The sequence below is a fragment of the Saccharopolyspora sp. ID03-671 genome (assembly GCF_045278815.1).
Classification (GTDB): Bacteria; Actinomycetota; Actinomycetes; order Mycobacteriales; family Pseudonocardiaceae; genus Saccharopolyspora; species Saccharopolyspora ipomoeae.
On record NZ_CP134054.1, the window covers coordinates 2,282,965 to 2,307,080 of the forward strand.

15 protein-coding genes and 3 rRNA genes are annotated in these 24,116 nt (G+C 68.1%); 8 read left to right on the forward strand and 10 right to left on the reverse strand.

Annotated elements, in window-relative coordinates; all coding sequences use genetic code 11:
* The first annotated feature begins 18 nt into the window (after positions 1 to 18).
* From REH65_RS10170 to REH65_RS10185, 4 genes are read left to right on the forward strand one after another with little or no spacing between them, the layout of a single operon-like run.
* Positions 19 to 906 carry a TIGR01777 family oxidoreductase gene (locus tag REH65_RS10170; protein ID WP_406692235.1) on the forward strand — a complete coding sequence of 296 codons (888 nt, stop codon included), beginning with the start codon at positions 19 to 21 and terminating at the stop codon, positions 904 to 906.
* A 45-nt stretch (positions 907 to 951) separates the two neighbouring features.
* On the forward strand, positions 952 to 1,698 hold the full coding sequence (gene lipB / locus REH65_RS10175; RefSeq protein WP_406692236.1) for a lipoyl(octanoyl) transferase LipB: 747 nt from the start codon (positions 952 to 954) through the stop codon (positions 1,696 to 1,698).
* A gap of 57 nt (positions 1,699 to 1,755) precedes the next feature.
* On the forward strand, positions 1,756 to 2,838 hold the full coding sequence (locus REH65_RS10180; RefSeq protein ID WP_406692237.1) for a serine hydrolase: 1,083 nt from the start codon (positions 1,756 to 1,758) through the stop codon (positions 2,836 to 2,838).
* A gap of 14 nt (positions 2,839 to 2,852) precedes the next feature.
* Positions 2,853 to 3,335 carry an ArsR/SmtB family transcription factor gene (locus REH65_RS10185; RefSeq protein WP_406692238.1) on the forward strand — a complete coding sequence of 161 codons (483 nt, stop codon included), beginning with the start codon at positions 2,853 to 2,855 and terminating at the stop codon, positions 3,333 to 3,335.
* Positions 3,336 to 3,447: 112 nt separating this feature from the next.
* Here the strand turns inward: REH65_RS10185 and REH65_RS10190 are convergent, their stop codons facing one another.
* The 3 genes from REH65_RS10190 to REH65_RS10200 form a co-directional block, all read right to left on the reverse strand.
* Positions 3,448 to 6,321 carry an FAD-binding and (Fe-S)-binding domain-containing protein gene (locus tag REH65_RS10190; RefSeq protein WP_406692239.1) on the reverse strand — a complete coding sequence of 958 codons (2,874 nt, stop codon included), beginning with the start codon at positions 6,319 to 6,321 and terminating at the stop codon, positions 3,448 to 3,450.
* A 214-nt stretch (positions 6,322 to 6,535) separates the two neighbouring features.
* Complete coding sequence (locus tag REH65_RS10195) at positions 6,536 to 7,480, reverse strand: LLM class F420-dependent oxidoreductase (RefSeq protein ID WP_281457340.1); 945 nt, start codon at positions 7,478 to 7,480, stop codon at positions 6,536 to 6,538.
* Positions 7,481 to 7,523: 43 nt separating this feature from the next.
* Complete coding sequence (locus REH65_RS10200; RefSeq protein WP_406692240.1) at positions 7,524 to 8,126, reverse strand: TetR/AcrR family transcriptional regulator; 603 nt, start codon at positions 8,124 to 8,126, stop codon at positions 7,524 to 7,526.
* A 111-nt stretch (positions 8,127 to 8,237) separates the two neighbouring features.
* Here REH65_RS10200 and REH65_RS10205 point away from each other — a divergent pair, with 111 nt between their 5' ends.
* From REH65_RS10205 to REH65_RS10215, 3 genes are all read left to right on the forward strand, one after another.
* Positions 8,238 to 8,729 (forward strand): hypothetical protein, encoded by a 492-nt coding sequence (locus tag REH65_RS10205; protein ID WP_406692241.1) that lies wholly within the window; start codon positions 8,238 to 8,240, stop codon positions 8,727 to 8,729.
* Between the two features lie 273 nt (positions 8,730 to 9,002).
* Complete coding sequence (lipA, locus tag REH65_RS10210) at positions 9,003 to 10,004, forward strand: lipoyl synthase (RefSeq protein ID WP_281457343.1); 1,002 nt, start codon at positions 9,003 to 9,005, stop codon at positions 10,002 to 10,004.
* A 351-nt stretch (positions 10,005 to 10,355) separates the two neighbouring features.
* Entirely contained in the window at positions 10,356 to 11,084 is a 729-nt protein-coding gene (locus REH65_RS10215) for a DUF4191 domain-containing protein (RefSeq protein WP_281459141.1), read from the forward strand.
* Between the two features lie 86 nt (positions 11,085 to 11,170).
* Here the strand turns inward: REH65_RS10215 and REH65_RS10220 are convergent, their stop codons facing one another.
* On the reverse strand, positions 11,171 to 11,596 hold the full coding sequence (locus REH65_RS10220; protein WP_406692242.1) for an RDD family protein: 426 nt from the start codon (positions 11,594 to 11,596) through the stop codon (positions 11,171 to 11,173).
* Between the two features lie 263 nt (positions 11,597 to 11,859).
* Here REH65_RS10220 and glnA point away from each other — a divergent pair, with 263 nt between their 5' ends.
* Positions 11,860 to 13,284, forward strand: coding sequence for a type I glutamate--ammonia ligase (glnA, locus tag REH65_RS10225; RefSeq protein ID WP_281459143.1), 1,425 nt, complete (start codon positions 11,860 to 11,862; stop codon positions 13,282 to 13,284).
* A gap of 119 nt (positions 13,285 to 13,403) precedes the next feature.
* Here the strand turns inward: glnA and REH65_RS10230 are convergent, their stop codons facing one another.
* The 6 genes from REH65_RS10230 to REH65_RS10255 all read right to left on the reverse strand — a co-directional run bounded on the left by REH65_RS10230 (position 13,404) and on the right by REH65_RS10255 (position 23,541).
* Entirely contained in the window at positions 13,404 to 14,264 is an 861-nt protein-coding gene (locus REH65_RS10230) for an SMP-30/gluconolactonase/LRE family protein (protein WP_406692243.1), read from the reverse strand.
* A 286-nt stretch (positions 14,265 to 14,550) separates the two neighbouring features.
* Complete coding sequence (locus tag REH65_RS10235) at positions 14,551 to 17,589, reverse strand: bifunctional [glutamine synthetase] adenylyltransferase/[glutamine synthetase]-adenylyl-L-tyrosine phosphorylase (protein WP_406692244.1); 3,039 nt, start codon at positions 17,587 to 17,589, stop codon at positions 14,551 to 14,553.
* Between the two features lie 52 nt (positions 17,590 to 17,641).
* Entirely contained in the window at positions 17,642 to 18,388 is a 747-nt protein-coding gene (locus tag REH65_RS10240) for a type 1 glutamine amidotransferase (RefSeq protein WP_406692245.1), read from the reverse strand.
* 93 nt (positions 18,389 to 18,481) lie between these two features.
* Positions 18,482 to 18,598 (reverse strand): 5S ribosomal RNA (gene rrf, locus REH65_RS10245).
* 126 nt (positions 18,599 to 18,724) lie between these two features.
* Positions 18,725 to 21,801, reverse strand: a 23S ribosomal RNA gene (locus REH65_RS10250).
* A 218-nt stretch (positions 21,802 to 22,019) separates the two neighbouring features.
* Positions 22,020 to 23,541, reverse strand: a 16S ribosomal RNA gene (locus REH65_RS10255).
* Together the 16S, 23S and 5S rRNA genes form the textbook arrangement of a ribosomal RNA operon.
* Between the last annotated feature and the right edge of the window lie 575 nt (positions 23,542 to 24,116).

Sequence of the window (24,116 nt, forward strand, 5' to 3'; positions counted from 1 at the left end):
TGCGGCACGATGCCGGGCATGCGCGTCGTTGTCGCCGGTTCGTCGGGATTGATCGGTACGTCGCTGGTGGCCGGGCTCCGCCAGGCCGAGCACGAGGTGGTGCGCCTGGTCCGCCGCCTGCCCGCCGCCCCGGACGAGCGCGGCTGGGACCCCGGCACCGGCAGGCTCGACGCCGATGCCCTGGAGGGCGCCGACGCGGTGGTCAACCTCAGCGGCCCGGGCATCGGCGACAAGCGCTGGAGCCCGGAGCGCAAGCGCCACCTGCTGCGCGCCCGGGTGCGGGCCACCGAGGTCCTCGCGAACGCCGTCGCCGAGGCCGGTGTCCCGGTGCTGGCCAACGCCTCGGCGGTCGGGTTCTACGGCGACACCGGATCGCACCCGGTCACCGAGGCGTCCCCGCCGGGCACGGACTTCCTGGCGATGCTGTGCCGCCGCTGGGAGGCCGCGACAGCCCCGGCCGCCGACGCCGGGGCCCGGGTGGTGCTGCTGCGCACCGGCCTGGTGATCTCGCCGTCCGGCGGGCTGCTCGGCCGGCTCAGGCCGCTGTTCTCGCTGATGCTCGGCGGCCGGCTCGGCTCGGGGAGCCAGTACATGCCGTGGATCTCGCTGGACGACGAGGTCGCCGCGATCCGCTTCGCGCTGGAGAACCCGGAGGTGTCGGGGCCGGTGAACCTGACCGGCCCGGCGCCGGTGACCAACACCGAGTTCACCCGCGCGCTGGGCGAGGCCCTGGGCCGCCCGGCGCCGTGGATCGTGCCCGGTTTCGCGCTGCGGATCGTTCTCGGCGAGTTCGCCAACACCGCCCTGACCGGCCAGCGGGCGATGCCGACGGTGCTGGAGGCCAACGGCTTCGGGTTCCAGCACCCGACGCTGGGTGCGGCGCTGGCCGCGGCTACCGGGAAGTAGCCGACCTTCGGCCGCCGGGAGGTGTCCGAGGCGTAGCCTGGCGCCGTGAGTCGTGCCAATTCTTCGTGCCGCGCATCGTCCGAACCGATGGCCGTGCGGCACCTGGGAACCATCGATTACCTGGACGCGTGGGACTTGCAGCGCGAGCTGGCCACCGGCCGCGCGGAGAGCCGCAACCCGGACACCCTCCTGCTGCTGGAGCACCCGTCGGTCTACACCGCGGGCAAGCGGACCCAGCCGGAGGACCGCCCGACCGACGGCACGCCGGTCATCGACGTCGACCGCGGCGGCAAGATCACCTGGCACGGCCCGGGGCAGATCGTCGGCTACCCGCTCGTGCAGCTGACGGACCCGATCGACGTCGTGGACTACGTGCGCCGCCTGGAGCAGGCGCTGATCCACGTGTGCGACCAGTTCGGCCTGGAGGCGGGCCGGGTCGAGGGCCGCAGCGGCGTGTGGCTGCCCGCCGTCGACGGCCGCCCGGAGCGCAAGATCGCCGCGATCGGCATCCGCGTGCAGCGCGGCGTGACGATGCACGGCCTGGAGCTCAACTGCAACGCCGACCTGAGCGAGTTCGACCGGATCATCCCGTGCGGCATCGCCGATGCCGGGACCACGTCGCTGTCGGCGGAGCTGGGCCGCGACGTCCCGGTCGACGAGGCGTATCCGCTGGTGGAGCAGGCCGTTCAGGACGCGCTGGACGGTCGCCTTGAGATCACCGAGCGCAACATCCCGCGTCACCAGCCCGCGGCGGCGGGCGTCACGCTGGCGCTGGATCCGAGCTTGCGCTGACAGACACGACTCCACTCCTCTAGTATTCCGGAAATACGGACTACTGGAGGAGTGGCCATGTCGCTGTCCCGTCGAAGCCTTCTCGTCGCGGCCGGAGCCGCGGCTCCCCTGCTGCTCGCCCGCCCCGCCCTGGCCGCACCACCGGACCTGAGCACGCCCGAGGGCTGGCTGAGCTGGATCTCCGCTCACCGCGCCGGGCTGAGCCTGCGCCTCGACGACGGGCGCGGCGGACGGTTGAGCCACCGCGCCGACGTCGCCCGGCCGCTGGCCTCGGCGGTCAAGGTGCTGCACCTGGCGGCCTACGCGGACGCCGTCGCGGCCGGCCGGCTCGACCCGCGCGAGCAGGTCAGGGTCGGCGACTGGGAGCGCTACTACGTGCCCACCGACGGCGGCGCGCACCCGGCCGCGCTGCGCCACCTCGGCGTCCCGCTCGCCGAAACCGGGCTCCACGCGGCCGATCCCGAGCAGCGGGTCGCGCTGGACGACGTGGTCGCGGTGATGATCCTGTTCAGCGACAGCGCCGCGCCCGACCTGCTGCGCGACCGGCTGGGCGCCGAGGCGGTGATCGCGGCCGGGGCCGCGCGCGGCTGGCCGGAGGCCGACGTGCGGTCGCTGTGCGCGGAGTACCTGTTCGTCGTGCTGCCCGAGACCGCGCCGCCCGCAGGACTTCCGGTGCCGGCGCGGCGCGAGTGGGGGTTCGCCCTGGAACGCAGGCACCGCGACGAGCCCGCGCTGCGCCAGGAGGTCCTGCGACGGCTGCAGGCCGGCGTCCCCGGCTACCCGGCGCAGCTCGCGTGGGCGTCGACGACCGCCGCCGGGTCGGCGGACCGGCTGGCGGCCGCGCACCGCGCGCTCAGCGCCGAAGGCGGGATCGCGCGCACCCACCTGGAACGGCCGCTCGCGGGATCGCTGCCACCGGGCGTGAGCGGCATCGGGATCAAGGGAGGCAGCCTTCCCGGCGTGCTGACCAGCGGGATCTCGGTGCGCCGGGCGGACGGCACGCTCGGCTGGGGCGCGCTGCTGGCGCACGGCGACATCAGCGCCGAGCAGCTGAGCACCGGCGATCCGGGACTGCCGCTGCTGCTGGCCATCGAGGACCCGGGTTGGCGGGACCGGTTGGCGACGGCGCTGGGCGGCTGAGGCAAGCTCGTCGCGTGGACCTGCAACAGCGCGTCGAAGCACTCGAAGCCCGCGTGGCCGCCCTGGAGTCCGGCCGCTCCGCCGAGGCGGAACCGGCCCCAAAACCCAGCTACCCGGAACCCAGCGGCGGCCACGTGCGCTACGAAGGGCACCTGGCCGAGCCCACCGAGCTGGACTGGGTGATCACCGTCGACCCGGCCCGCGTGCTCGAACTGCCCGACGGCCCGCGCACGGACGTCCTGGCCGCCCTCGGCCACCCGGCGCGCGCCGCCATCGTCCGGCTCCTCGCCGCCCAGGGGCCCCAACCCGCCGCGACGCTCCAGGAGGCGGCCGACCTCGGCTCCCCCGGCCGCCTCTACCACCACCTCAAGTCCCTGACCGCGGCGAACCTCGTCGAGCAGGACAAGCGCGGCACCTACCGCCTCCGCCCGAAGGCCACCATCCCCGCCCTCGTCCTCCTCACCGCCGCCTCCGACATCGCCGACCAACTCCGCTGAGCCGACCTCCCGTCCGCACCGTTCCTCACCAGGTGACAGTTTTGGTGAGAACTGTCCGGGCAAAACGGACATTGATCATGGGTGATTCGAGGAAAAACTGTCCCCTGCCGAGTTATCGCGACCGCAGCGAACCGGACTGGGGGGAACCGGACTCCCGAGGTAGGGCATCGCGGAGGAGCTCGGCGAGGTGGGTGGCGCGGCGCTCGGTGCCCTGGGCGATCTGGGTGCGGCAGGAGAAGCCGTCGGCGAGGACGAGGGTGTCCTCCGCCGCTTCGCGGACCTTCGGGTAGAGCTCGCGCTCGGCGCAGGCCTGCGAGACGTCCCAGTGGCCCGGTTCGAAGCCGAAGTTGCCCGCCAACCCGCAGCACCCCGCGGAGATGACGTCGAGGTCGACGCCGAGCCGTTCCAGCAGCGCCCGGTCGGGATCCCAGCTCCCCTTGGCCTCCTGGTGGCAGTGGACCTGCGCGATCGCCTCGACGTCGAGTCGCCCGAACGGCAGCGGACCGTCGTGCTCGGCGACGAACTCCGCGAACGTCCTCGTCTGCGCCGCGAGCCGCCGGGCCCGCCCGTCACCGGGCAGCAGCTCGGTCGCCTCGTCGCGCAGCATCACCGTGCAGGACGGCTCCAGCCCGATCACCGCGCGCCCGGCGGCGAGGTGCGGCGCGAGAGCGGCCAGCGAGCGCTGCAACACCTTCCGCGCGCCGTCGAGCTGACCGGTGGAATGCCAGGTCAGGCCGCAGCACACGAAGCCCTCCGGCAGCACCACCCGATAGCCCAGCGCCTCCAGGACCTCCACCGCGGCTTCACCGACCTCGGGGCTGAGGTGGTTGGTGAAGGTGTCCGGCCACAGCACGACCGTCGCACCCCCGCGCTCCCGCCGCCGCACCCGCCGGGTGAGCGACCGGGGCGCGAAGCGGATCATCCCCCGACGCGGCTCGATCCCGCCCGCCCGCTTGACCAGCGCGGACACCGGACGGAGTGCGAGCAGCGCGTTGCTCACCGCCGCCAGGCCCGGCACCGCCGAGACCACCCGGAGCCACACCGGCAACCGACCCATCGAGTAGTGCGCCCGAGGCCGGACCCGACCTCGGTAGTGGTGGTGCAGGAACTCGGCCTTGTAGGTGGCCATGTCGACGTTGACCGGGCAGTCGCTCGCGCAGGCCTTGCAGGACAGGCACAGGTCGAGCGCCTCCAGCGCCTCACCCGAACCCCATCCGTCGACGACGGACTCGCCGCGCAACATCTCGGCCAGCACCCGCGCCCGGCCCCGGGTGGAGTGCACCTCATCGCGGGTCACCTTGAACGAGGGGCACATGCTGCCGGTGTCGAGGTTGCGGCAGGACCCGACACCGACGCAGCGGTTGACCGCGGCCGCGAACGATCCCCCGTCGCGGCTCAGCGCGTGCACCGGGGTGACCTCCAGCGCGCGATGCCCCGGACCGGGCCGCACGCCGGCGTCGATCGGCGCCGGGTCGACCAGCACTTCGGGGTTGAGCAGGCCGTGCGGGTCGAAGATCCGCTTGAACTCCGCGAAGCAGTCCCGCGCCTGCCGGGAGTACATGTGCCGCAGCAGTTCCGAGCGCGCCCGGCCGTCGCCGTGCTCGCCGGAGACCGAGCCGCCGTGGGCGGCGACCAGCCGCGCGGCCTCGGTGATGAACGACCGGTAAGCGGCCAGCCCTTCCTCGGTGCCCAGCCGGAAGTCGACGCGCAGGTGCAGGCAGCCCTCACCGAAGTGCCCGAACGGCACCCCGCGCAGCCCGTGGGAGTCCAGCAGCGCGTAGAGATCGCGCAGGTAGGCGGCCAGGTTCTCGGGCGGGACGGCGGAGTCCTCCCAACCGGGCCACGCCTCGCCGCCGTCGGCGAGGCGCGTGACGATGCCCGCGCCGCCTTCCCGGATCCGCCACAGCTCCCGGGTGCGCACGGGGTCGGTGACCACCAGCGATTCCGCCCCGTCGATCCGCTCGGTGGCCAGTCGCGCGAGCTCGGCGGCCCGCTGCTCGGCCTCGGCCTGCGCCTCTCCCCCGGCTTCGCAGTACAACCAGGCCCGCCCGCCCGGGAGCTCCTGCCCGGCGTCCTGCTTGCCTGGCCGGGACCGGAGCGCGGCGAGCAGGTCGGCGCCCATGCCCTCGACGGTCATCGCCCCGGCCGCCGCCAGCTCGGGCGCGACCTCGGCGGCGCGGTAGACGTCCGGGAAGCCGATCACCGCGAGCGCGCGGGCGGCGGGTACCGGGACGAGCCGGACCGTGGCCTCGGTGACGATCCCGCAGGTGCTCTCGCTGCCGACCAGGGCCTTGGCCAGGTCGAACCCGCACTCGGGCAGCAGGTGCTGGAGCCCGTACCCGGAGACCTGGCGGCGGAACCGGCCGAGCTCGGTGCGCAGCACCGCGAGGTTGCCGGCCACCAGCTCGCGCAGCCGATCGTCCAGCTCGGGGTTGTCGCTGCCGCTCGCGGTGGCGGTGAGCGGCGAGCCGTCGGCCCGGATCATCCGCAGCGACACCACGTTCTCGGCGGTCGTGCCCCACACGACCGAGTGCGCACCGCAGGCGTTGTTGCCGATCATCCCGCCGATCGTGCAGCGCGAGTGGGTCGAGGGGTCGGGCGCGAAGGTCAGCCCGTGCTCGGCAGCGGCGGCCCGCAGGTCGTCGAGCACGACGCCCGGTTGCACCCGCGCCGTCCGCGCGTCGGGGTCGATTTCCAGGATCCGGTCCATCCGCCGCGAGAAGTCCAGCACCACACCGGACCCGATCGCGTTGCCCGCCACCGACGTCCCACCGCCCCGAGCGGTCACGGCCGCTCCGCACGCGGCCGCGACCCGCACCACTCGCGCGACGTCCTCTTCGGACTCCGGTTCCACCACCGCCACCGGAATCCGCCGGTAGATCGACGCATCAGACCCGTACGCCGCCAACGAGGTCAGGTCCGTCCGAACCTTCCCGGGCACCGCACGTTCGAGCTCCCCCAGCACCGCACCCGTCTCCACCTGCACCAGCACGACCTCCCACCGAACGCACCCAACCCGGCCGTCGAAAACCCCTGCATTCGTCCCGTCGAAACCCCGGTTCTCGTCGCGATGAGAACCGGGGTTTTCGACGCTACGGCCACCGACGTCCACCCGGGTTCGTGGCGTCCGGAGTGCGGGGGTCGGTGTTCGTGGGGTGGGGAAGTTTTCATGAAAACTTCCCCACCCCTGACACAGGCGGTCAGAGCTGCGGGGCGACCTCGGAGGCGACGACGTCCAGGTGGCCGAGGTCGGTCAGGTCGAGGACCTGCAGGTACAGGCGGCTGATGCCGGTGCGCTCCCGCCAGGAACCGATCTTGTCGACGACCTCCGCCGGGGTCCCCGCCAGGCCGTTGGCGCGCAGCTCGTCGACCTCGCGGCCGATGGCCTGGGCGCGGCGGGCGAGCTCGGCCTCGTCCTTGCCGACGCACAGCACCATCGCCGCGGACCGGACGATCTCCCCGCTGTCCCGGCCGATCGCCTGGCAGGCGGCGTCGACGCGCTCGAACTGCGCGGCGGCGGTGTCCACGTCGACGAAGGGCAGGTTGAACTCGTCGGCGAAGCGGGCGGCCAGCGCCGGGGTGCGCTTCTTGCCCGCACCGCCGATGAGCACCGGCGGGCGCGGCCGCTGGGCGGGCTTGGGCAGCGCGGGCGAGTCGGTGAGCTGGTAGTGCTGCCCGTCGAAGGAGAACGTCTCGCCCTCGGGCGTCTCCCACAGGCCGGTGATGATCTCCAGCTGCTCGGCGTAGCGGTCGAACCGCTCCTTCAGCGACGGGAACGGGATGCCGTAGGCGGTGTGCTCCTCCTCGTACCACCCGCTGCCGAGGCCGAACTCGACGCGCCCGCCGGACATCTGGTCTACCTGCGCGACGGAGATCGCCAACGGCCCGGGCAGCCGGAACGTCCCGGCGGTCATCAAGGTCCCCAGCCGCAGGCGGCTGGTCTCGCGAGCGAGGCCACCGAGGGTCACCCAGGCATCGGTCGGGCCCGGGTCACCGGCGACCGACCCCATCTTCAGGTAGTGGTCGGAGCGGAAGAACGCGTCGTAGCCGGTGTCCTCGGCGTGCTTGGCGACGCGCAGCAGGTCGTCGTAGCTCGCGCCCTGCTGGGGCTCGGTGAAGATCCGCAAGGTGAAGTTCTGTGTCACGGCCACCGAGGCTAGTGGTCCGGACCTGGACCCGCCGTAGCGGTCAGCCCACGCGGAGTCCGTTGAGGACGCGTTCCACGCACACCGCGATGTCGGCGCGCTCCTGGATCGGCGAGGCCGACCCGGCGATGGCGGTCGCGCCCGCCGACAGGGCGCCGAACATGATCCGGGCCAGGGCGTCGATCGGCAGGTCGTCGCCGATCTCGCCCGAGGCGAGGAGGTTGGCCACGACGGCCCGCAGCACGCCGAAGGTGTAGGCCTCCTCGGCTTCGCGCCAGCGGTCCCACCCCATCACCGCGGGACCGTCCTGCACGACGATGCGCTGGTAGGAGGGCTCCAGGCAGACCTCCAGGAACGCTCGCAGACCGGAGCGGGTGGCCTCCCACGGGTCACCGGAGTCCGAGACGACCTCGGACAACCTGGCCACGACCCCGGCCTCCACGGCGCTGAAGGCCGCCTCGAACAGCGCCTGCTTGCCGCCGAAGTGGTGGTACAGGGCGCCTTTGGTGACGCGGGCGCGCTTGGCGATCTCGTCCAGCGAGGTCTGCGAGTACCCGTGCTCGGTGAACAGCTCCACCGCCGAATCCACCAGTGCCTGCCTGGTCGATTCGGAGTACTCGATGCGCCGCGGACGAGCTGTAGCCATGCTCACAACCCTATGACATACCGACGGTACGACGCCGTGCTACCGTGGGTTCAGTGACATACCGACAGTATGTCGCTGAACCTCGGGTATCCCCGATCCCTGGAGAACGCCATGAGTTGGAATGACTTCTACCAGCGGCAACAGGCGTTGGCCGAGGTCCTCGACAGCGCTCGTCGGGACCTCTCGGCAGCCTTCGAAACCGTTCCAGGCCCCTTCCGCGACATCGACGAGCTGCTCGCCGCGCTGCACCGCAAGTGGATGCTGCAGCTGACCGGCCGCGTCGAGGTCGCGCTGACCGACACCGACGCCGCCCCGCACGGCGACCGCGTCGAGGCCGTCACCGCGGCGTGGCGCCGGACCGCTCAGGACAACCCGGGCCTGCGCGCCGCGCTCGACCTCCACGCGGGCAACCCGGCGCTGCAGGACGTCACGGCCCGCGAGCACCGGATGCTCGCGATCGCCGCCGGACTGGCCGAGGAGCACGAGCCGCCGCAGGACGCGGCACGCGTCGGCCGCGCCTTCGTCCAGCTGCTCCGCGCCGCTCCGGACTCGGGCCGACACGCCCGGCCGGGCCGGCTCCGCAAGCTCATCCCGAGCTTCTGACCTGATCGCGGGGTGCTTCCGAGCACCTCGCGATCACCGGCGGCCACAGCGCGGTCGAGAGCGGCCCCCCGCTCAACCGCGGCCACCGCCGGGGACGCGCTCGGGCCCGCATCTCGGCGCGACTGTGCACTCTGCCCGTTCCCGGAGCGCCGCGAGCAGCATTCCGCACAGCTTCCGAGCACGGGGTGACAGCCGTCACGACCTGCGACGATTTCCGCTGCTCAGCCGCGCACCCTTGACCAACACCGGGGGTGGAGGGCGTAGCCTGGGCGCGTGACTGTGGCGCCTGAGGGTCGCAAGCTGCTGCGGTTGGAGGCCCGCAACAGCCAGACTCCGATCGAGAAGAAGCCGTCGTGGATCAAGACCCGCGCGCGGATGGGTCCCGAGTACAAGGAGCTCAAGGGCCTCGTCAAGCGCGAGGGGCTGCACACCGTCTGCGAGGAGGCGGGCTGCCCGAACATCTTCGAGTGCTGGGAAGACCGCGAAGCCACCTTCCTCATCGGTGGTGACCAGTGCACCCGGCGCTGCGACTTCTGCCAGATCGACACCGGCAAGCCTGCCGCGCTGGACACCTCCGAACCGCGCAAGGTCGCCGAGTCCGTGCAGGCCATGGGCCTCCGCTACTCCACGGTCACCGGCGTCGCCCGCGATGACCTGGAGGACGGCGGCGCCTGGCTGTACGCCGAGACGGTCCGCCAGATCCACGAGCTCAACCCGGGCACCGGCGTGGAGCTGCTGATCCCGGACTTCAACGCCGAGCCCGACCAGCTCGCCGAGGTCTTCGGCTCCCGGCCGGAGGTGCTGGCGCACAACCTGGAGACCGTGCCCAGCGTGTTCCGCCGGATCCGCCCGGGCTTCCGCTACGAGCGGTCGCTCGACGTGATCACGCAGGCCCGCGACGCCGGCCTGGTCACCAAGTCGAACCTGATCCTGGGCATGGGCGAGACCGCCGACGAGGTCCGGCCCGCGCTGCAGGACCTGCGCGACGCGGGCTGCGACATCATCACGATCACGCAGTACCTGCGCCCCAGCCCGAGGCACCACCCCGTGGACCGCTGGGTCAAGCCCGAGGAGTTCGTGGAGCACACGAAGGCGGCCGAGGAGATCGGCTTCCCGGGCGTCATGGCCGGTCCCCTGGTCCGCTCCAGCTACCGGGCGGGCCGCCTGTTCGCCAAGGCCACGGTCCACCGGGGCATGCCCCTCCCGGACAACATGGCCCACCTCGCAGAAGCAGGCACAGCAGCCCAAGAGGCCAGCGCACTGCTCAACCGCTGACGAGACGAGAAGAGGGGCGCTCCCGAAAGGAAGCGCCCCTTCTTGTCACCCAAAAACCCCACGTCAGGCAACCGGCGAAGCCGGTTTCTCAGTACCCCACCTAAGGCACTTGCACCGCCGCGGGTTCTGACACGTCTTCTGGGGAGGACAGCCGACACGCCGTGTATTGGCATACATCAGTCTCGGATCCCGGAGCCAGAAGGCGTGTCAGGTTCCGCTTCTGGCACCGCCAAGCAACAAGACCACAGAGTCTTGTCAGTAGACGAGACCAACCCCGGTCGCGACACATCTCGATCACGGCACCAGGGACGCAACTACAACCCAGACAAAGAGAGCCGTATCCTGAGAGACATGGCCAAGCAGGACAAGGCCGCTAAGAAAGAGGCGGCCAAACAGCGACGTCAGGCTTCGGTAGGCCGCGTCAAGCAAATCTTCGAGGCGTTCAAGATGCAGCGCCGGGAGGACAAGCTCCTCCTGCCGCTGATGCTCGGGGCGTTCCTCGGTGTGACCGTCGTGGTCTTCCTGCTGGGCATGATCTGGGGTCTGCACTGGGTGTTCCTGCCGGTGGGGCTGGCGTTCGGCCTGCTCGCGGCCGTGATCATCTTCGGCCGCCGGGTGCAGGCGACGGTGTTCCGGAAGGCGGAAGGGCAGCCGGGTGCGGCCGGCTGGGCGCTGGACAACCTGCGGGGCCGCTGGGTGGTGGCCCAGGCGGTGGCCGGGACGCAGCAGCTCGACGCGGTGCACCGGATCATCGGTCGCCCGGGCATCATCCTGGTCGGCGAGGGTTCGCCGGGACGGGTCAAGAACCTGGTGGCGCAGGAGAAGAAGCGCGTGTCGCGCCTGGTGGGCGACACCCCGATCTACGAGCTGATCGTGGGCAACGAGGAGAACCAGGTCCCGCTGCCGAAGCTGCAGCAGCGGATCATGAAGCTGCCGCGCAACATCGGTCCGGCGCAGATCGACAGCATCGAGAACCGCCTGGCCGCGCTGGCGAGCCGCGGCAACGCGATGCCGAAGGGCCCGGTTCCGCAGGGCGCGAAGATGCGCAACGTCTCGCGGGCGATGCGCCGCGCCAAGTGACCCGGTCCGGCACAGCGGACGGAACGGGCCCGGGGATCACTCCCCGGGCCCGTTCTCTCGTCCAGGCAGGTCAGCGGTGCACGAGGTCAGCGGCGCAGCACGAGGGTGCCGCTGAGCCGGTCGTGCCAGGAGCGACCGTCGAAGTTCCAGATGACCGCGGGGATGATCAGCACGGTGAGCAGGCCGCGCATCAGGGCGCGCAGCGGGCCGACCATGCTGGTGGAGTCCACGCGGGCGACCCAGATCTTGGCGAGCGCCATGCCGGGTGTGGCGCCGAAGAACGACACCGGCACCACGGTGATGATCAGCCAGGTCAGCAGGCTCCAGTCGCCCGGGTAGGCGGGGGCGGTGAAGGCGGCCGTGATGAGCGCGGCGAGCACCAGGTCGACCACGAAGGCCAGCAGCCGCTTGCCCAGCGGGGCGGCCGAGCCGGGGCCGGATTCGGGCAGGCCCAGCTTCTCACCGCGGAAGGCGGGCCGGTTCTCGTCGGCCTGCTCACGCGCGTTGTTCACTGCGCTTTTCGGGCCATCCAGCCACGAGCCGAGGACATTTCGCACGTCATCCAGGGTACGCACTGCTCTCGTCGGGCCACCCGGAGCATCGGGTTCAGCCGCGAAGTGTAACCGGGACCACCCGTTCAGGTGGCAGTTAACGCCCACGAAACATTCAGGAGACGCCGGGGCAACACCGGTGACATACCGTGAGCCACGAGCCGGCGGCGACCAATCGACGTGGCACCGGTGAGCTGTACGACTGCGTGAAGGAGCCACCGAGCTTGTTCAAGAATCCAGACGAGGTCCTCCGGTTCATCGCCGACGAGGACGTGAAGTTCGTCGATGTCCGGTTCTGCGACCTGCCGGGCATCATGCAGCACTTCACCGTGCCCGCCAAGGCGTTCGACGAGGACGCGTTCACCAACGGCCTCGCCTTCGACGGTTCGTCGGTGCGCGGTTTCCAGTCGATCCACGAGTCCGACATGCTGCTGCTGCCGGACCCGTACACCGCGCGGCTGGACCCGTTCCGCGAAGAGAAGACGCTGATCCTCAACTTCTTCGTGCACGACCCGTTCACGTTGGAGCCCTACAGCCGCGACCCGCGCAACATCGCGCGCAAGGCCGAGCAGTACCTGGCCGAGTCGGGCGTGGCGGACACCGCGTTCTTCGGCGCCGAGGCCGAGTTCTACATCTTCGACTCGGTGAAGTTCGGGGAAGCCCCCAACAAGACCTTCGCCGAGGTCGACTCCGTCGAGGGCTGGTGGAACACCGGTCGCGACGAGGAGGGCGGCAACCGGGGTTACAAGACCCGGATGAAGGGCGGCTACTTCCCCGTCTCGCCGTACGACCACTTCGCGGACCTCCGCGACAAGATGGTGACCCAGCTGCAGGACTCGGGCTTCGAGATCGAGCGGGCCCACCACGAGGTCGGCACCGGCGGTCAGGCGGAGATCAACTACAAGTTCAACACGCTGCTGCACGCGGCGGACGACTTGCAGCTGTTCAAGTACGTCATCAAGAACACCGCCTGGGCGAACGGCAAGACCGTGACGTTCATGCCGAAGCCGCTGTTCGAGGACAACGGCTCGGGCATGCACACCCACCAGTCGCTGTGGAAGGACGGCAGCCCGCTGTTCTACGACGAGGCCGGTTACGCCGGTCTGTCGGACACCGCGCGCTACTACATCGGCGGCATCCTGCACCACGCGCCGAAGCTGCTGGCCTTCACCAACCCGTCGGTGAACTCCTACCACCGCCTGGTGCCGGGCTTCGAGGCCCCGGTGAACCTGGTGTACTCGCAGCGGAACCGCTCCGCCTGCATGCGCATCCCGATCACCGGCTCGAACCCGAAGGCCAAGCGCGTCGAGTTCCGCTGCCCGGACCCGTCCGGCAACCCGTACCTGGCGTTCGCCGCGATGATGATGGCCGGCCTGGACGGCATCAAGAACAAGATCGAGCCGGCCGAGCCGATCGACAAGGACCTCTACGAGCTCCCGCCGGAAGAGGCCAAGAACGTGCCGACCGTCCCCAGCTCGCTGGCCGAGGCGATCGACAACCTGGAAGCCGACCACGACTTCCTGCTCGAGGGTGGCGTCTTCACCCCGGACCTGATCGAGACCTGGATCCGGTTGAAGCGCGAGGAGGAGATCGACCCGATCCGCCTCCGCCCGCACCCGCACGAGTTCTCGCTGTACTTCGACGTGTGAGTCGATGACCAGCCCGAGAGGCCCCGCCGGTCACAGACCGGCGGGGCCTCTCGTCGTCGTGGGCCCGGGGCGAGCACGTCGTTCGATCCGCTAGTACTACTGGCTGATCAGCAAGCCGGTCAGATGCCCTGCCAGGGGGTGAGCGGGGCGCCCGTGGCGCCGGGGTGGAAGCGGAGGAGCGAGCCCGCGTAGGGGTCGGCGGTGAAGGCGGGTTCGTCGTAGCCGAAGCAGGCCGAGGTCACGTAGAGCTCCTCCAGGCGAGAGCCGCCGAACGCCAGGCCCGTGACCCGCCGGGTCGGCGCCCACAGCACCGTCTCCAGATCTCCGGCCGGCGAGTAGCGGTGTATCCGGCCCGACCAGTGCATCGCCGCCCAGACGCACCCGTCCGAGTCCACCGCGATGCCCTCCGGGCTGCCCTCGGACTCCGCGCACACCACCCACTTGCGGCCGGCGTGGGCGCGGGCGCGCTCGGCGTCGTAGTCGTAGATCCAGATGGTGCGCAGGTCGACCACGTACATCCGCGTCCCGTCCGGGCTCCACGCCACCCCGCCCGGCGCGGTCAGACCGTCGAGCAGCAGGCGGGCCCGGTGGCCCTCCAGGACGTAGCAGCCGCTGGCGCGGAGCTCGGCGGAGCGGGTGGCGGTGCAGGCCACGAAGCGCCCCGCCGGATCGCAGCCTCCGATGCTCATCCGGTCGCCGTTGCGGACCTGCACCACCGGCTCCAGCCCGGACCGGCCGAGGTGCACCCGGGCGAACCCGCCGTCAGCGGCCGCGATGAGCTGGCCCTGCCGCGTCGCTCCGAGCGCGGTCGCCTTGCCCGGCAGCACCCGCACCTCGTCCACACCGGTGTCCCGGTAGAAGGTGTGCAATTCCCTGCGCAGCAGATCCACCCAATACACGCAATTCTGGGCGGACATCCAAAGCGGACCGGTACCGCACAACGCCTGTCGGTCGACGAGCAGCTCGAAGTCCTCGGACATTTTCCAGTCCCCTTTTCCCCGACCGCGGTGCAGTGATCAGGTTAGGGAGCCATTCCTCCCCGAGGGGACCGCCGACCGGCGGGTTTTCCGCGCTCACCGAGGCCCCGGCGGTCCGAACCACTCGACCGGCCGAGTTCCCCGCCGCTCAACCCGACCACCCCGTCACCGCGAAACCCGGTGTCGAAAACCCCGGTTTTCGCGCGACGAAAACCGGGGTTTTCGTCGCCGAGACCGACACGCGCGGGGTGTGTCGGTTTCTTTCAGAAAGCGGGGCGGTGGGGAACGATCATGCTTCGTAGAAGACCCGTTCCACGACGCTCCTGGCGTGACGGGTGACTCGCAGGTAATCGTCGACGACCTCGCCCGTGTCGACCTCGGCCGAGTAGCCCAGGGCCGCCGCCACGGCGGCGCGCTCCTGGACGTGCTTGGGCAGCTGGTCGCCCGGCTTGCCGCGGACCAGCATCACCGCGTTGCGGAAGCGGGTCGCCAGCGTCCACGCGGCGATCAGCTCCTGGGCGTCGGACTCATCGAGCAGCCCCGCCTCCGCCGCCGCGCGCAGACCGTCCAACGTCGAGGTCGTGCGCAGCTGCGGCACCGCGTGGGCGTGCTGCAACTGCAACAGCTGCACCGTCCACTCCACGTCCGCCAAGCCACCCCGGCCCAGCTTCGTGTGCGTGGCCGGATCGGCTCCGCGCGGCAGGCGCTCGGCGTCCACGCGCGCCTTGATCCGGCGGATCTCCCGCGCCTTGGCCTCGTCGATCCCGCCCTCGGGATAGCGGATCGGGTCGATGGCGCGGCAGAACCGCTCCCCCAGATCCGCGTCTCCGGCCACCGCCCGGGCCCGCAGCAGCGCCTGGAACTCCCACGCCTCGCCCCAACGCCGGTAGTACGACACGTACGAGTCGAGGGTCCGCACCAGCGGCCCCTGCTTGCCCTCCGGGCGCAGGTCGATGTCGACCTCCAGCGGCGGGTCCTGGCTCGGCGCGCCCAGCAGCCGCCGCACCTGCTCCACGACCGTGCCCGCGAACTTCAGCGCCGTCGCCTCGTCGGCGTCGTCGACCGGCTCGCACACGAACATCACGTCCGCGTCCGAGCCGTAACCGAGCTCCGCACCGCCCAGACGGCCCATCCCGATCACCGCGAGCCTCGCGGGCACCGGACCCTCCCAGCGCGCTGCGGTGTCGCGCACCGACACGTCCAGCGCCGACTCCAGCACCGCGACCCAGATGTTCGACAGCCCCTGGCACACCGCGTCCAGCTCCACCAGCCCCAGCAGATCCGCGCTCGCGATGCGCAGCAGCTCGTGGCGGCGCAACGACCGCGCCGCCGCTGCCGCGCGCTGCGGATCGGTGTAGCGGCCGACCGTGCTGCGCAACGACGCCGCGGCCTCCCCCGAACCGCGCTCGGCCAGCGCCGGCGTGTCGCCCAGCAGCCGCAGCACCTCCGGGGCGCGGATCAGCAGCTCCGGCACCAGCTTCGACGTGCCGAGCAGCTGCGCGAGCCGCTCGGCCACCACGCCCTCGTCCCGCAACAACCGCAGGTACCAAGGGGTTTCGGCCAGAGCCTCGGACACCTTGCGGTAGGCCAGCAGGCCGCCGTCGGGATCCGGGGTGTTGCCCAGCAGGTCCAGCAGCACCGGCAGCAGCGCGCCCTGGATGCTCGCCCGCCGCGACACCCCCGACGTCAGCGCCCCGATGTGCCGCAGCGCGCCCTGCGGCGAGGTGTAGCCCAGCGCCGCGAGCCGTTCGGCCGCGGCCGACGTCGTCAGCCGCATCGCCTCGGTCGGCACCTTCGCCACCGCCTCCAGCAGCGGGCGGTAGAACAACTTCTCGTGCAGCCGCCGAACCCGCTTGGCGTGCCTGCGGAACTCGGCGACCAGAGCCTGCGCCGCGGTGTTGCGGCCGCTGGAGCGGAACCCGACCGCCCGGCCGAGCACGCCCAGCGCCTCGGCGTCGTCGAACTCCGGGAACAGGTGGGTGCGCCGCAGCTGCCGCAGCTGCAGCCGGTGCTCCACGGTCCGCAGGAACCGGTAGGAATCGATGAGATCCGCGGCGTCGGCCCGCGCCACGTAACCGCCCTCGCCCAGCGCCCGCAGCGCCTCCAGCGTCGTCGACGAGCGCAGCGCCTCGTCGCTGCGGCCGTGCACCATCTGCAGCAGCTGCACCGCGAACTCGACGTCGCGCAGACCTCCGCGCCCCAGCTTGAGCTCCCGCTCCGCCAGATCCGTCGGTACGTGGTCCTCCACCCGGCGACGCATCGAGCGCACGTCGGCCACGAAGTCCTCGCGCTCGGCCGCCGTCCACACCATCGGCCGCACCGCGTTGAGGTACCGCACGCCCAGCTCCGCGTCGCCGGCGACCGGACGCGCCTTCAGCAGCGCCTGGAACTCCCAGGTCCTCGCCCACCGCCGGTAGTAGCTGAGATGCCCGTCGAGGGTGCGGACGAGGGCGCCCGCCTTGCCCTCCGGGCGGAGGTTCGCGTCGATCTCGAAGAACGCGGGTCCGACCACCCGCATCATCGTGCTCGCCAACCGGGTTCCCACCGCGATGTCGGCCTCGCCGTCGGCGACGAACACGACGTCGACGTCGCTGACGTAGTTGAGCTCCCGGCCACCGCACTTGCCCATCGCGATCACAGAGATCCGCGGCAGCTGCTCGACGCCGGCACCGCGCAGCTCGGCCACGGCCACCGCCAGCGCCGCCTTGAGCGCGGCGACCGCCATGTCGGCGAGCATCTCGGCGATCTCGTCGTAGGGCACGGTCGGCAGGCCGGGCTCGGCGATGCCGCCCAGGTCGCGCGCCGCCACGTCCAGCAACAACGCCCGGTAGGCCGCCCGCAGCGCCCGGACCGCCTCCGGCCCCTGCAGCTTCGCGACAGGTCCGCCCTCGGTACCGGGCTCACCGTCCCCTTCGGCCCCGACCGCCTCCAGCAGGGCGGCCGTCCACTCGTCGATGGTCTCCGGCGGAGTCGCCTCCGACGTCAGGCGCTTCCAGTCGGCGGGATGCGCGGCGAGGTGATCGGCGAACGCGGTGGAATCACCGAGCACGCTGAACAGCCGGCCGCGGAGCCCGACGTCCTCCCCCAGCGCCTCCGCCAGCCGACCCCACTCCTCCGGATCGGCCTCGCGCAACCGGTCGAGGGAGTGCAGAGCCAGATCCGGGTCGGGAGTGCGTGACAGCGCGGCCACGATCGGCTCTGCCTCACCCGGCCCGCGATCCGACCACCAGCCCGCGCGCCGCAACTGCTCCTCGGAGCGTTCGGCGTCGCTGAACCCGTACCGAGCCGTCGACGGCGAACCGGACCTGGACGAGTTGCTGTTGGCCATAATCGAACCGTAGTCCGCCTCGATCCCGTTCGTGGACCCACCTGCGCCCGCGTCACGCCAACGGCAGGAACCTGCTGGCCTTCCGCTCCTCCGGCGGTGTCGCGACGATCCGCACGAACCGCTCCGCCACCGGCCGCCACGTCTCCGCCAGATCCGCGTGGAACTCGGCCAAGTGCTCGGGGTCGAGCTGCCCCGGCCGCGCCGTCTCCGCCATCTCCGGTGACATCCGCGCCCACTCCAGCACGACCTCCGGGGACGTCTCGACGTGGAACTGGAGGCCGTAGGCGCACTCGCCCAGTCGGAAGGCCTGGTTGTCGCACTTCGGCGACGACGCGAGCAGTTGCGCCGAGGGCGGCAGGCTGAACTCGTCGCTGTGGAACTGCACGACGTCCGGGGTCAGCGGGAGCGGCCCCAGCAGCGGGTCCTCGGCGGCGACGTCGCGCTTGGCGACCAGCAGCGTTCCGACCTCCGGGCCCTTCTTCATCTGCCGCACCTGGCCACCGGTGGCCGCCGCGAGCAGCTGGGCGCCCAGGCAGATCGCCAGCACCGGCATGCTCTTCGCGACCGCGCCGCTGAGCATCAGCCGCACGTCCGCCAGCCACGGGAAGTCCAGGTCGTCGTAGGCACCCATCTCGCCTCCGAGAACGAGCAGGGCGTCGTAGTCCTCCACCGCGGGCAACACGGTTTCCGCGGGGAGCACCACGTCGAGTTCCGCGCCGGCTTCCTCCAGCCAGTCGCCCAAGGCACCGGGTGGATCGGAACGCGACGGCTGCACCACGAGAATCCGGACACCGCTCATGCCACCGAGGCTACGTGCGCGCGGTTCTCGATCTCAACAACGAAAAACGGGGCCGGTAGAAGTTACCTTCTACCGGCCCCGTTGTAAGGAATGTGTCGGCGGTGTCTTACTCTCCCACACCCTAGCGAGTGCAGTACCATCAGCGCTGGGGAGCTTAGCTACCGGGTTCGGAATGGGACCGGGCGGACCCTCCCCGCCATCGCCACCGACAACCCTCGTTCCCACGAACCCGCGGGAAAACCTCAGGGTGTCAATCAACGTTGACACACATATCCGATTATCAACAACCCATGGGTTGTTGTCTCAGACATCGTATAGTGGGTGCGTAACACCTTCGTGAGCAAGTCCTCGGCCTATCAGCACCGGTCAGCTCCACACATTACTGTGCTTCCACATCCGGCCTGTCAACCCGGTCATCTACCGGGAGCCTTAACCCACAAAGGGGCGGGAGACCTCATCTAGGAACAGGCTTCCCGCTTAGATGCTTTCAGCGGTTATCCCTCCCGAACATAGCCAACCAGCCGTGCCCTTGGCAGAACAACTGGCACACCAGAGGTTCGTCCGTCCCGGTCCTCTCGTACTAGGGACAGCCTTCCGCAAGTCTCCTACGCGCGCGGCGGATAGGGACCGAACTGTCTCACGACGTTCTAAACCCAGCTCGCGTGCCGCTTTAATGGGCGAACAGCCCAACCCTTGGGACCAACTCCAGCCCCAGGATGCGACGAGCCGACATCGAGGTGCCAAACCATGCCGTCGATATGGACTCTTGGGCAAGATCAGCCTGTTATCCCCGGGGTACCTTTTATCCGTTGAGCGACACCGCTTCCACCAGCCAGTGCCGGATCACTAGTCCCTGCTTTCGCACCTGCTCGACCCGTCAGTCTCACAGTCAAGCTCCCTTATACACTTACACTCAACACCTGATTGCCAACCAGGCTGAGGGAACCTTTGGGCGCCTCCGTTACCCTTTAGGAGGCAACCGCCCCAGTTAAACTACCCACCAGGCACTGTCCCCGATCCGGATCACGGACCCGAGTTAGATGCCCGGAACGACCAGAGTGGTATTTCACCAACGACTCCACCACCACTAGCGTGATAGCTTCACAGTCTCCCACCTATCCTACACAAGCCGAACCAAACACCAATACCAAGCTATAGTAAAGGTCCCGGGGTCTTTCCGTCCTGCCGCGCGAAACGAGCATCTTTACTCGTACTGCAATTTCACCGGGCCTGTGGTCGAGACAGCGGAGAAGTCGTTACGCCATTCGTGCAGGTCGGAACTTACCCGACAAGGAATTTCGCTACCTTAGGATGGTTATAGTTACCACCGCCGTTTACTGGCGCTTAAATTCTCCGCTACACCCCAAAGGGCTTTACGGGTCCTCTTAACGTTCCAGCACCGGGCAGGCGTCAGTCCATATACATCGCCTTACAGCTTCGCATGGACCTGTGTTTTTAGTAAACAGTCGCTTCTCCCTGGCCTCTGCGACCACCACCAGCTCCCACCGCAAAGGGCGTTCACCAGCAGTGGCCCCCCTTCTCCCAAAGTTACGGGGGCAATTTGCCGAATTCCTTAACCACAGTTCACCCGACCGCCTCGGTATTCTCTACCTGACCACCTGTGTCGGTTTCGGGTACGGGCCGTGCACACACTCGCTAGAGGCTTTTCTCGGCAGCATGGGATCACTCACATCACCACAACGGCTACGCATCACCCCTCACCCACAAGGCATGCGGATTTACCTACACACCGGGCTACAGGCTTACACCAGTACAACCACTCACTGGCAGAGCTACCCTCCTGCGTCACCCCATCACTTGACTACTAACTTATCGGGTCCCATGCACTCACCACTTCACCCGAAGGATCAGAAGCTCGCGGATGGTTAGCATCAAAGAATTCATCATGGGCGCATATGCACGGGTACGGGAATATCAACCCGTTATCCATCGACTACGCCTGTCGGCCTCGCCTTAGGCCCCGACTCACCCTGGGCGGACGAACCTTCCCCAGGAACCCTTGGTCATCCGGCGGAAGAGATTCTCACTCTTCACTCGCTACTCATGCCTGCATTCTCACTCCCACACAATCCACACCACGCTTCCGCGGACGCTTCACCTCGTGCAGGACGCTCCCCTACCCAACCCAGAAAAATCTGGATTGGCATGGCTTCGGCGGTGCGCTTCAGCCCCGCTACATTGTCGGCGCAGGACCACTTGACCAGTGAGCTATTACGCACTCTTTCAAGGATGGCTGCTTCTAAGCCAACCTCCTGGTTGTCTAAGCGATCCCACATCCTTTCCCACTAAGCGCACACTTGGGGGCCTTAGCCGATGCTCTGGGCTGTTTCCCTCTCGACGACGAAGCTTCTCCCCCGCCGTCTCACTGCCACACTCAACTCAGGCGTATTCGGAGTTTGGCTGATCTCAGTAACCCGTGAAGGCCCATCAACCAACCAGTGCTCTACCCCACCCAAGCAACATGCGACGCTGCACCTAAATGCATTTCGGGGAGAACCAGCTATCACGGAGTTTGATTGGCCTTTCACCCCTACCCACAGCTCATCCCCCAGGTTTTCAACCCTGGTGGGTTCGGGCCTCCACACGGTCTTACCCGCGCTTCACCCTGGCCATGGGTAGATCACCCCGCTTCGGGTCTACACCACGCGACTAGAACGCCCTATTCAGACTCGCTTTCGCTCCGGCTACCCCACAACCAGGTTAACCTCGCCACGCAGCAGTAACTCGCAGGCTCATTCTTCAAAAGGCACGCCATCACCCCTGCAAAGGAGGCTCTGACGGATTGCAGGCACATGGTTTCAGGAACTATTTCACTCCCCTCCCGGGGTACTTTTCACCATTCCCTCACGGTACTATCCACTATCGGTCACCAGGAAGTATTTAGGCTTAGCGAGTGGTCCCGCCAGATTCACAGCACCCTCCACGAAAGCGCTGCTACTCGGGAACACCACCACACGCACAACAATGACTTTCGCCTACCGGACTCTCACCGTCTACGGTCAGGTTTCCCAACCTATTCAACTAGCCATCATCGCCACGCTGGCGGACTGGTAGATCCGCCCAACAGTGTCCCACAACCCCGCACACGCAACCCCTACCAGGTATCCCACGCGCACGGTTTAGCCTCTTCCGCTTTCGCTCGCCACTACTCACGGAATCACCAGTGTTTTCTCTTCCTACGGGTACTAAGATGTTTCACTTCCCCGCGTTCCCCCTCACACCCTATATATTCAGGCATGAGTAACCCGACATCACTCGGGCTGGGTTACCCCATTCGGACACCCTCGGATCACAGCTCGTTTGACAACTCCCCGAGGACTATCGCGGCCTACCACGTCCTTCATCGGCCCCTGGTACCAAGGCATCCACCATGTGCCCTAAAAAACTTGGCCACAAAGATGCTCGCACCCACTATACAATTCTCAAACAACAACCCGAGAAACAACACACACTCACAACGAGCGCAGTGTGCTCTCTCAGATACCCAACAGTGAACCGTTTCGCTAAACGTTAGTGTGTTCCACAATCCATCGAGCACCCAGACAGCACCACACTCGGATGCTAAATCTGGAAACTCCCGAACCACGTTCGGGGTTTGATTGCTCCTTAGAAAGGAGGTGATCCAGCCGCACCTTCCGGTACGGCTACCTTGTTACGACTTCGTCCCAATCGCCAGTCCCACCTTCGACCACTCCCTCCCACAAGGGGTTAGGCCATGGGCTTCGGGTGTTACCGACTTTCATGACGTGACGGGCGGTGTGTACAAGGCCCGGGAACGTATTCACCGCAGCAATGCTGATCTGCGATTACTAGCGACTCCGACTTCACGGGGTCGAGTTGCAGACCCCGATCCGAACTGAGACCGGCTTTAAGGGATTCGCTCCACCTCACAGTATCGCAACCCTCTGTACCGGCCATTGTAGCATGTGTGAAGCCCTGGGCATAAGGGGCATGATGACTTGACGTCATCCCCACCTTCCTCCGAGTTGACCCCGGCAGTCCCCTACGAGTCCCCGCCATCACGCGCTGGCAACATAGGGCAAGGGTTGCGCTCGTTGCGGGACTTAACCCAACATCTCACGACACGAGCTGACGACAGCCATGCACCACCTGTACACCAACCACAAGGGAAACCCCATCTCTGAGGCTGTCTAGTGCATGTCAAACCCAGGTAAGGTTCTTCGCGTTGCATCGAATTAATCCACATGCTCCGCCGCTTGTGCGGGCCCCCGTCAATTCCTTTGAGTTTTAGCCTTGCGGCCGTACTCCCCAGGCGGGGCGCTTAATGCGTTAGCTACGGCACGGAAACGGTGGAACCCATCCCCACACCTAGCGCCCAACGTTTACGGCATGGACTACCAGGGTATCTAATCCTGTTCGCTCCCCATGCTTTCGCTCCTCAGCGTCAGTATCGGCCCAGAGACCCGCCTTCGCCACCGGTGTTCCTCCTGATATCTGCGCATTTCACCGCTACACCAGGAATTCCAGTCTCCCCTGCCGAACTCAAGTCTGCCCGTATCGACCGCACGCCCACAGTTAAGCTGCAGGTTTTCACGGCCGACGCGACAAACCGCCTACGAGCTCTTTACGCCCAATAAATCCGGACAACGCTCGCACCCACGTATTACCGCGGCTGCTGGCACGTAGTTAGCCGGTGCTTCTTCTACAGGTACCGTCACTCGCGCTTCGTCCCTGTCGAAAGAGGTTTACAACCCGAAGGCCGTCATCCCCCACGCGGCGTTGCTGCGTCAGGCTTTCGCCCATTGCGCAAGATTCCCCACTGCTGCCTCCCGTAGGAGTCTGGGCCGTGTCTCAGTCCCAGTGTGGCCGGTCACCCTCTCAGGCCGGCTACCCGTCGTCGCCTTGGTAGGCCACTACCCCACCAACAAGCTGATAGGCCGCGGGCTCATCCTGCACCGCCGGAACTTTCCACACGCACACCATGCGGTGACGTGTCGTATCCGGTATTAGACCTCGTTTCCAAGGCTTATCCCAGAGTGCAGGGCAGATTACCCACGTGTTACTCACCCGTTCGCCACTAATCCACCACCGAAGCGGCTTCATCGTTCGACTTGCATGTGTTAAGCACGCCGCCAGCGTTCGTCCTGAGCCAGGATCAAACTCTCCAACAATGCCTTGTTGAAACAATCCCAGCACACACTCAACAACCACAAAGGTCGGAGCGTGATACTCAAAGAAACCACCAACCACCATCAGCAGGCAAAACCCGCATCCAGTTGGTTAGGGGCATAAAAGAACACTAACCAAAACAGTCCACTGTTGAGTTCTCAAAGAACACACCCACACCATCCCTCACCACCCATTCCAGGGCCGCAAGATCCGGGGAGTCATTTCCTCGTTCTTGTGTTGATTACTCTAGCAGGCCCTCATTTCGGCGCTTTCAGGGGGGTCCCCTTTGCGATCTCGCCGGAAGAGCGAGCCCGTATTCGAGTTATCAACTGCCGGTTGGAGCAGGGCCGAAGCCCTCGCTACTTCCAGCGACCGCCTTACGTTACCCGGTGCGCTTCGCGGTGTCAAACCCGCCCGCCCCGAACCGGTCTGCGCTGTCGCGGTGGTCCGAACCGAGGTCCGGCGCTTCGCGGCGCTCCCGGTGCCGTTCGCCGCGAGTGCTTCGCGTCGTTCGGCTTTCCGTGCGACGAAGAGAAAGTTACGCACACTCTGCGTCAAAGTCAAATCGCCTGCTCAG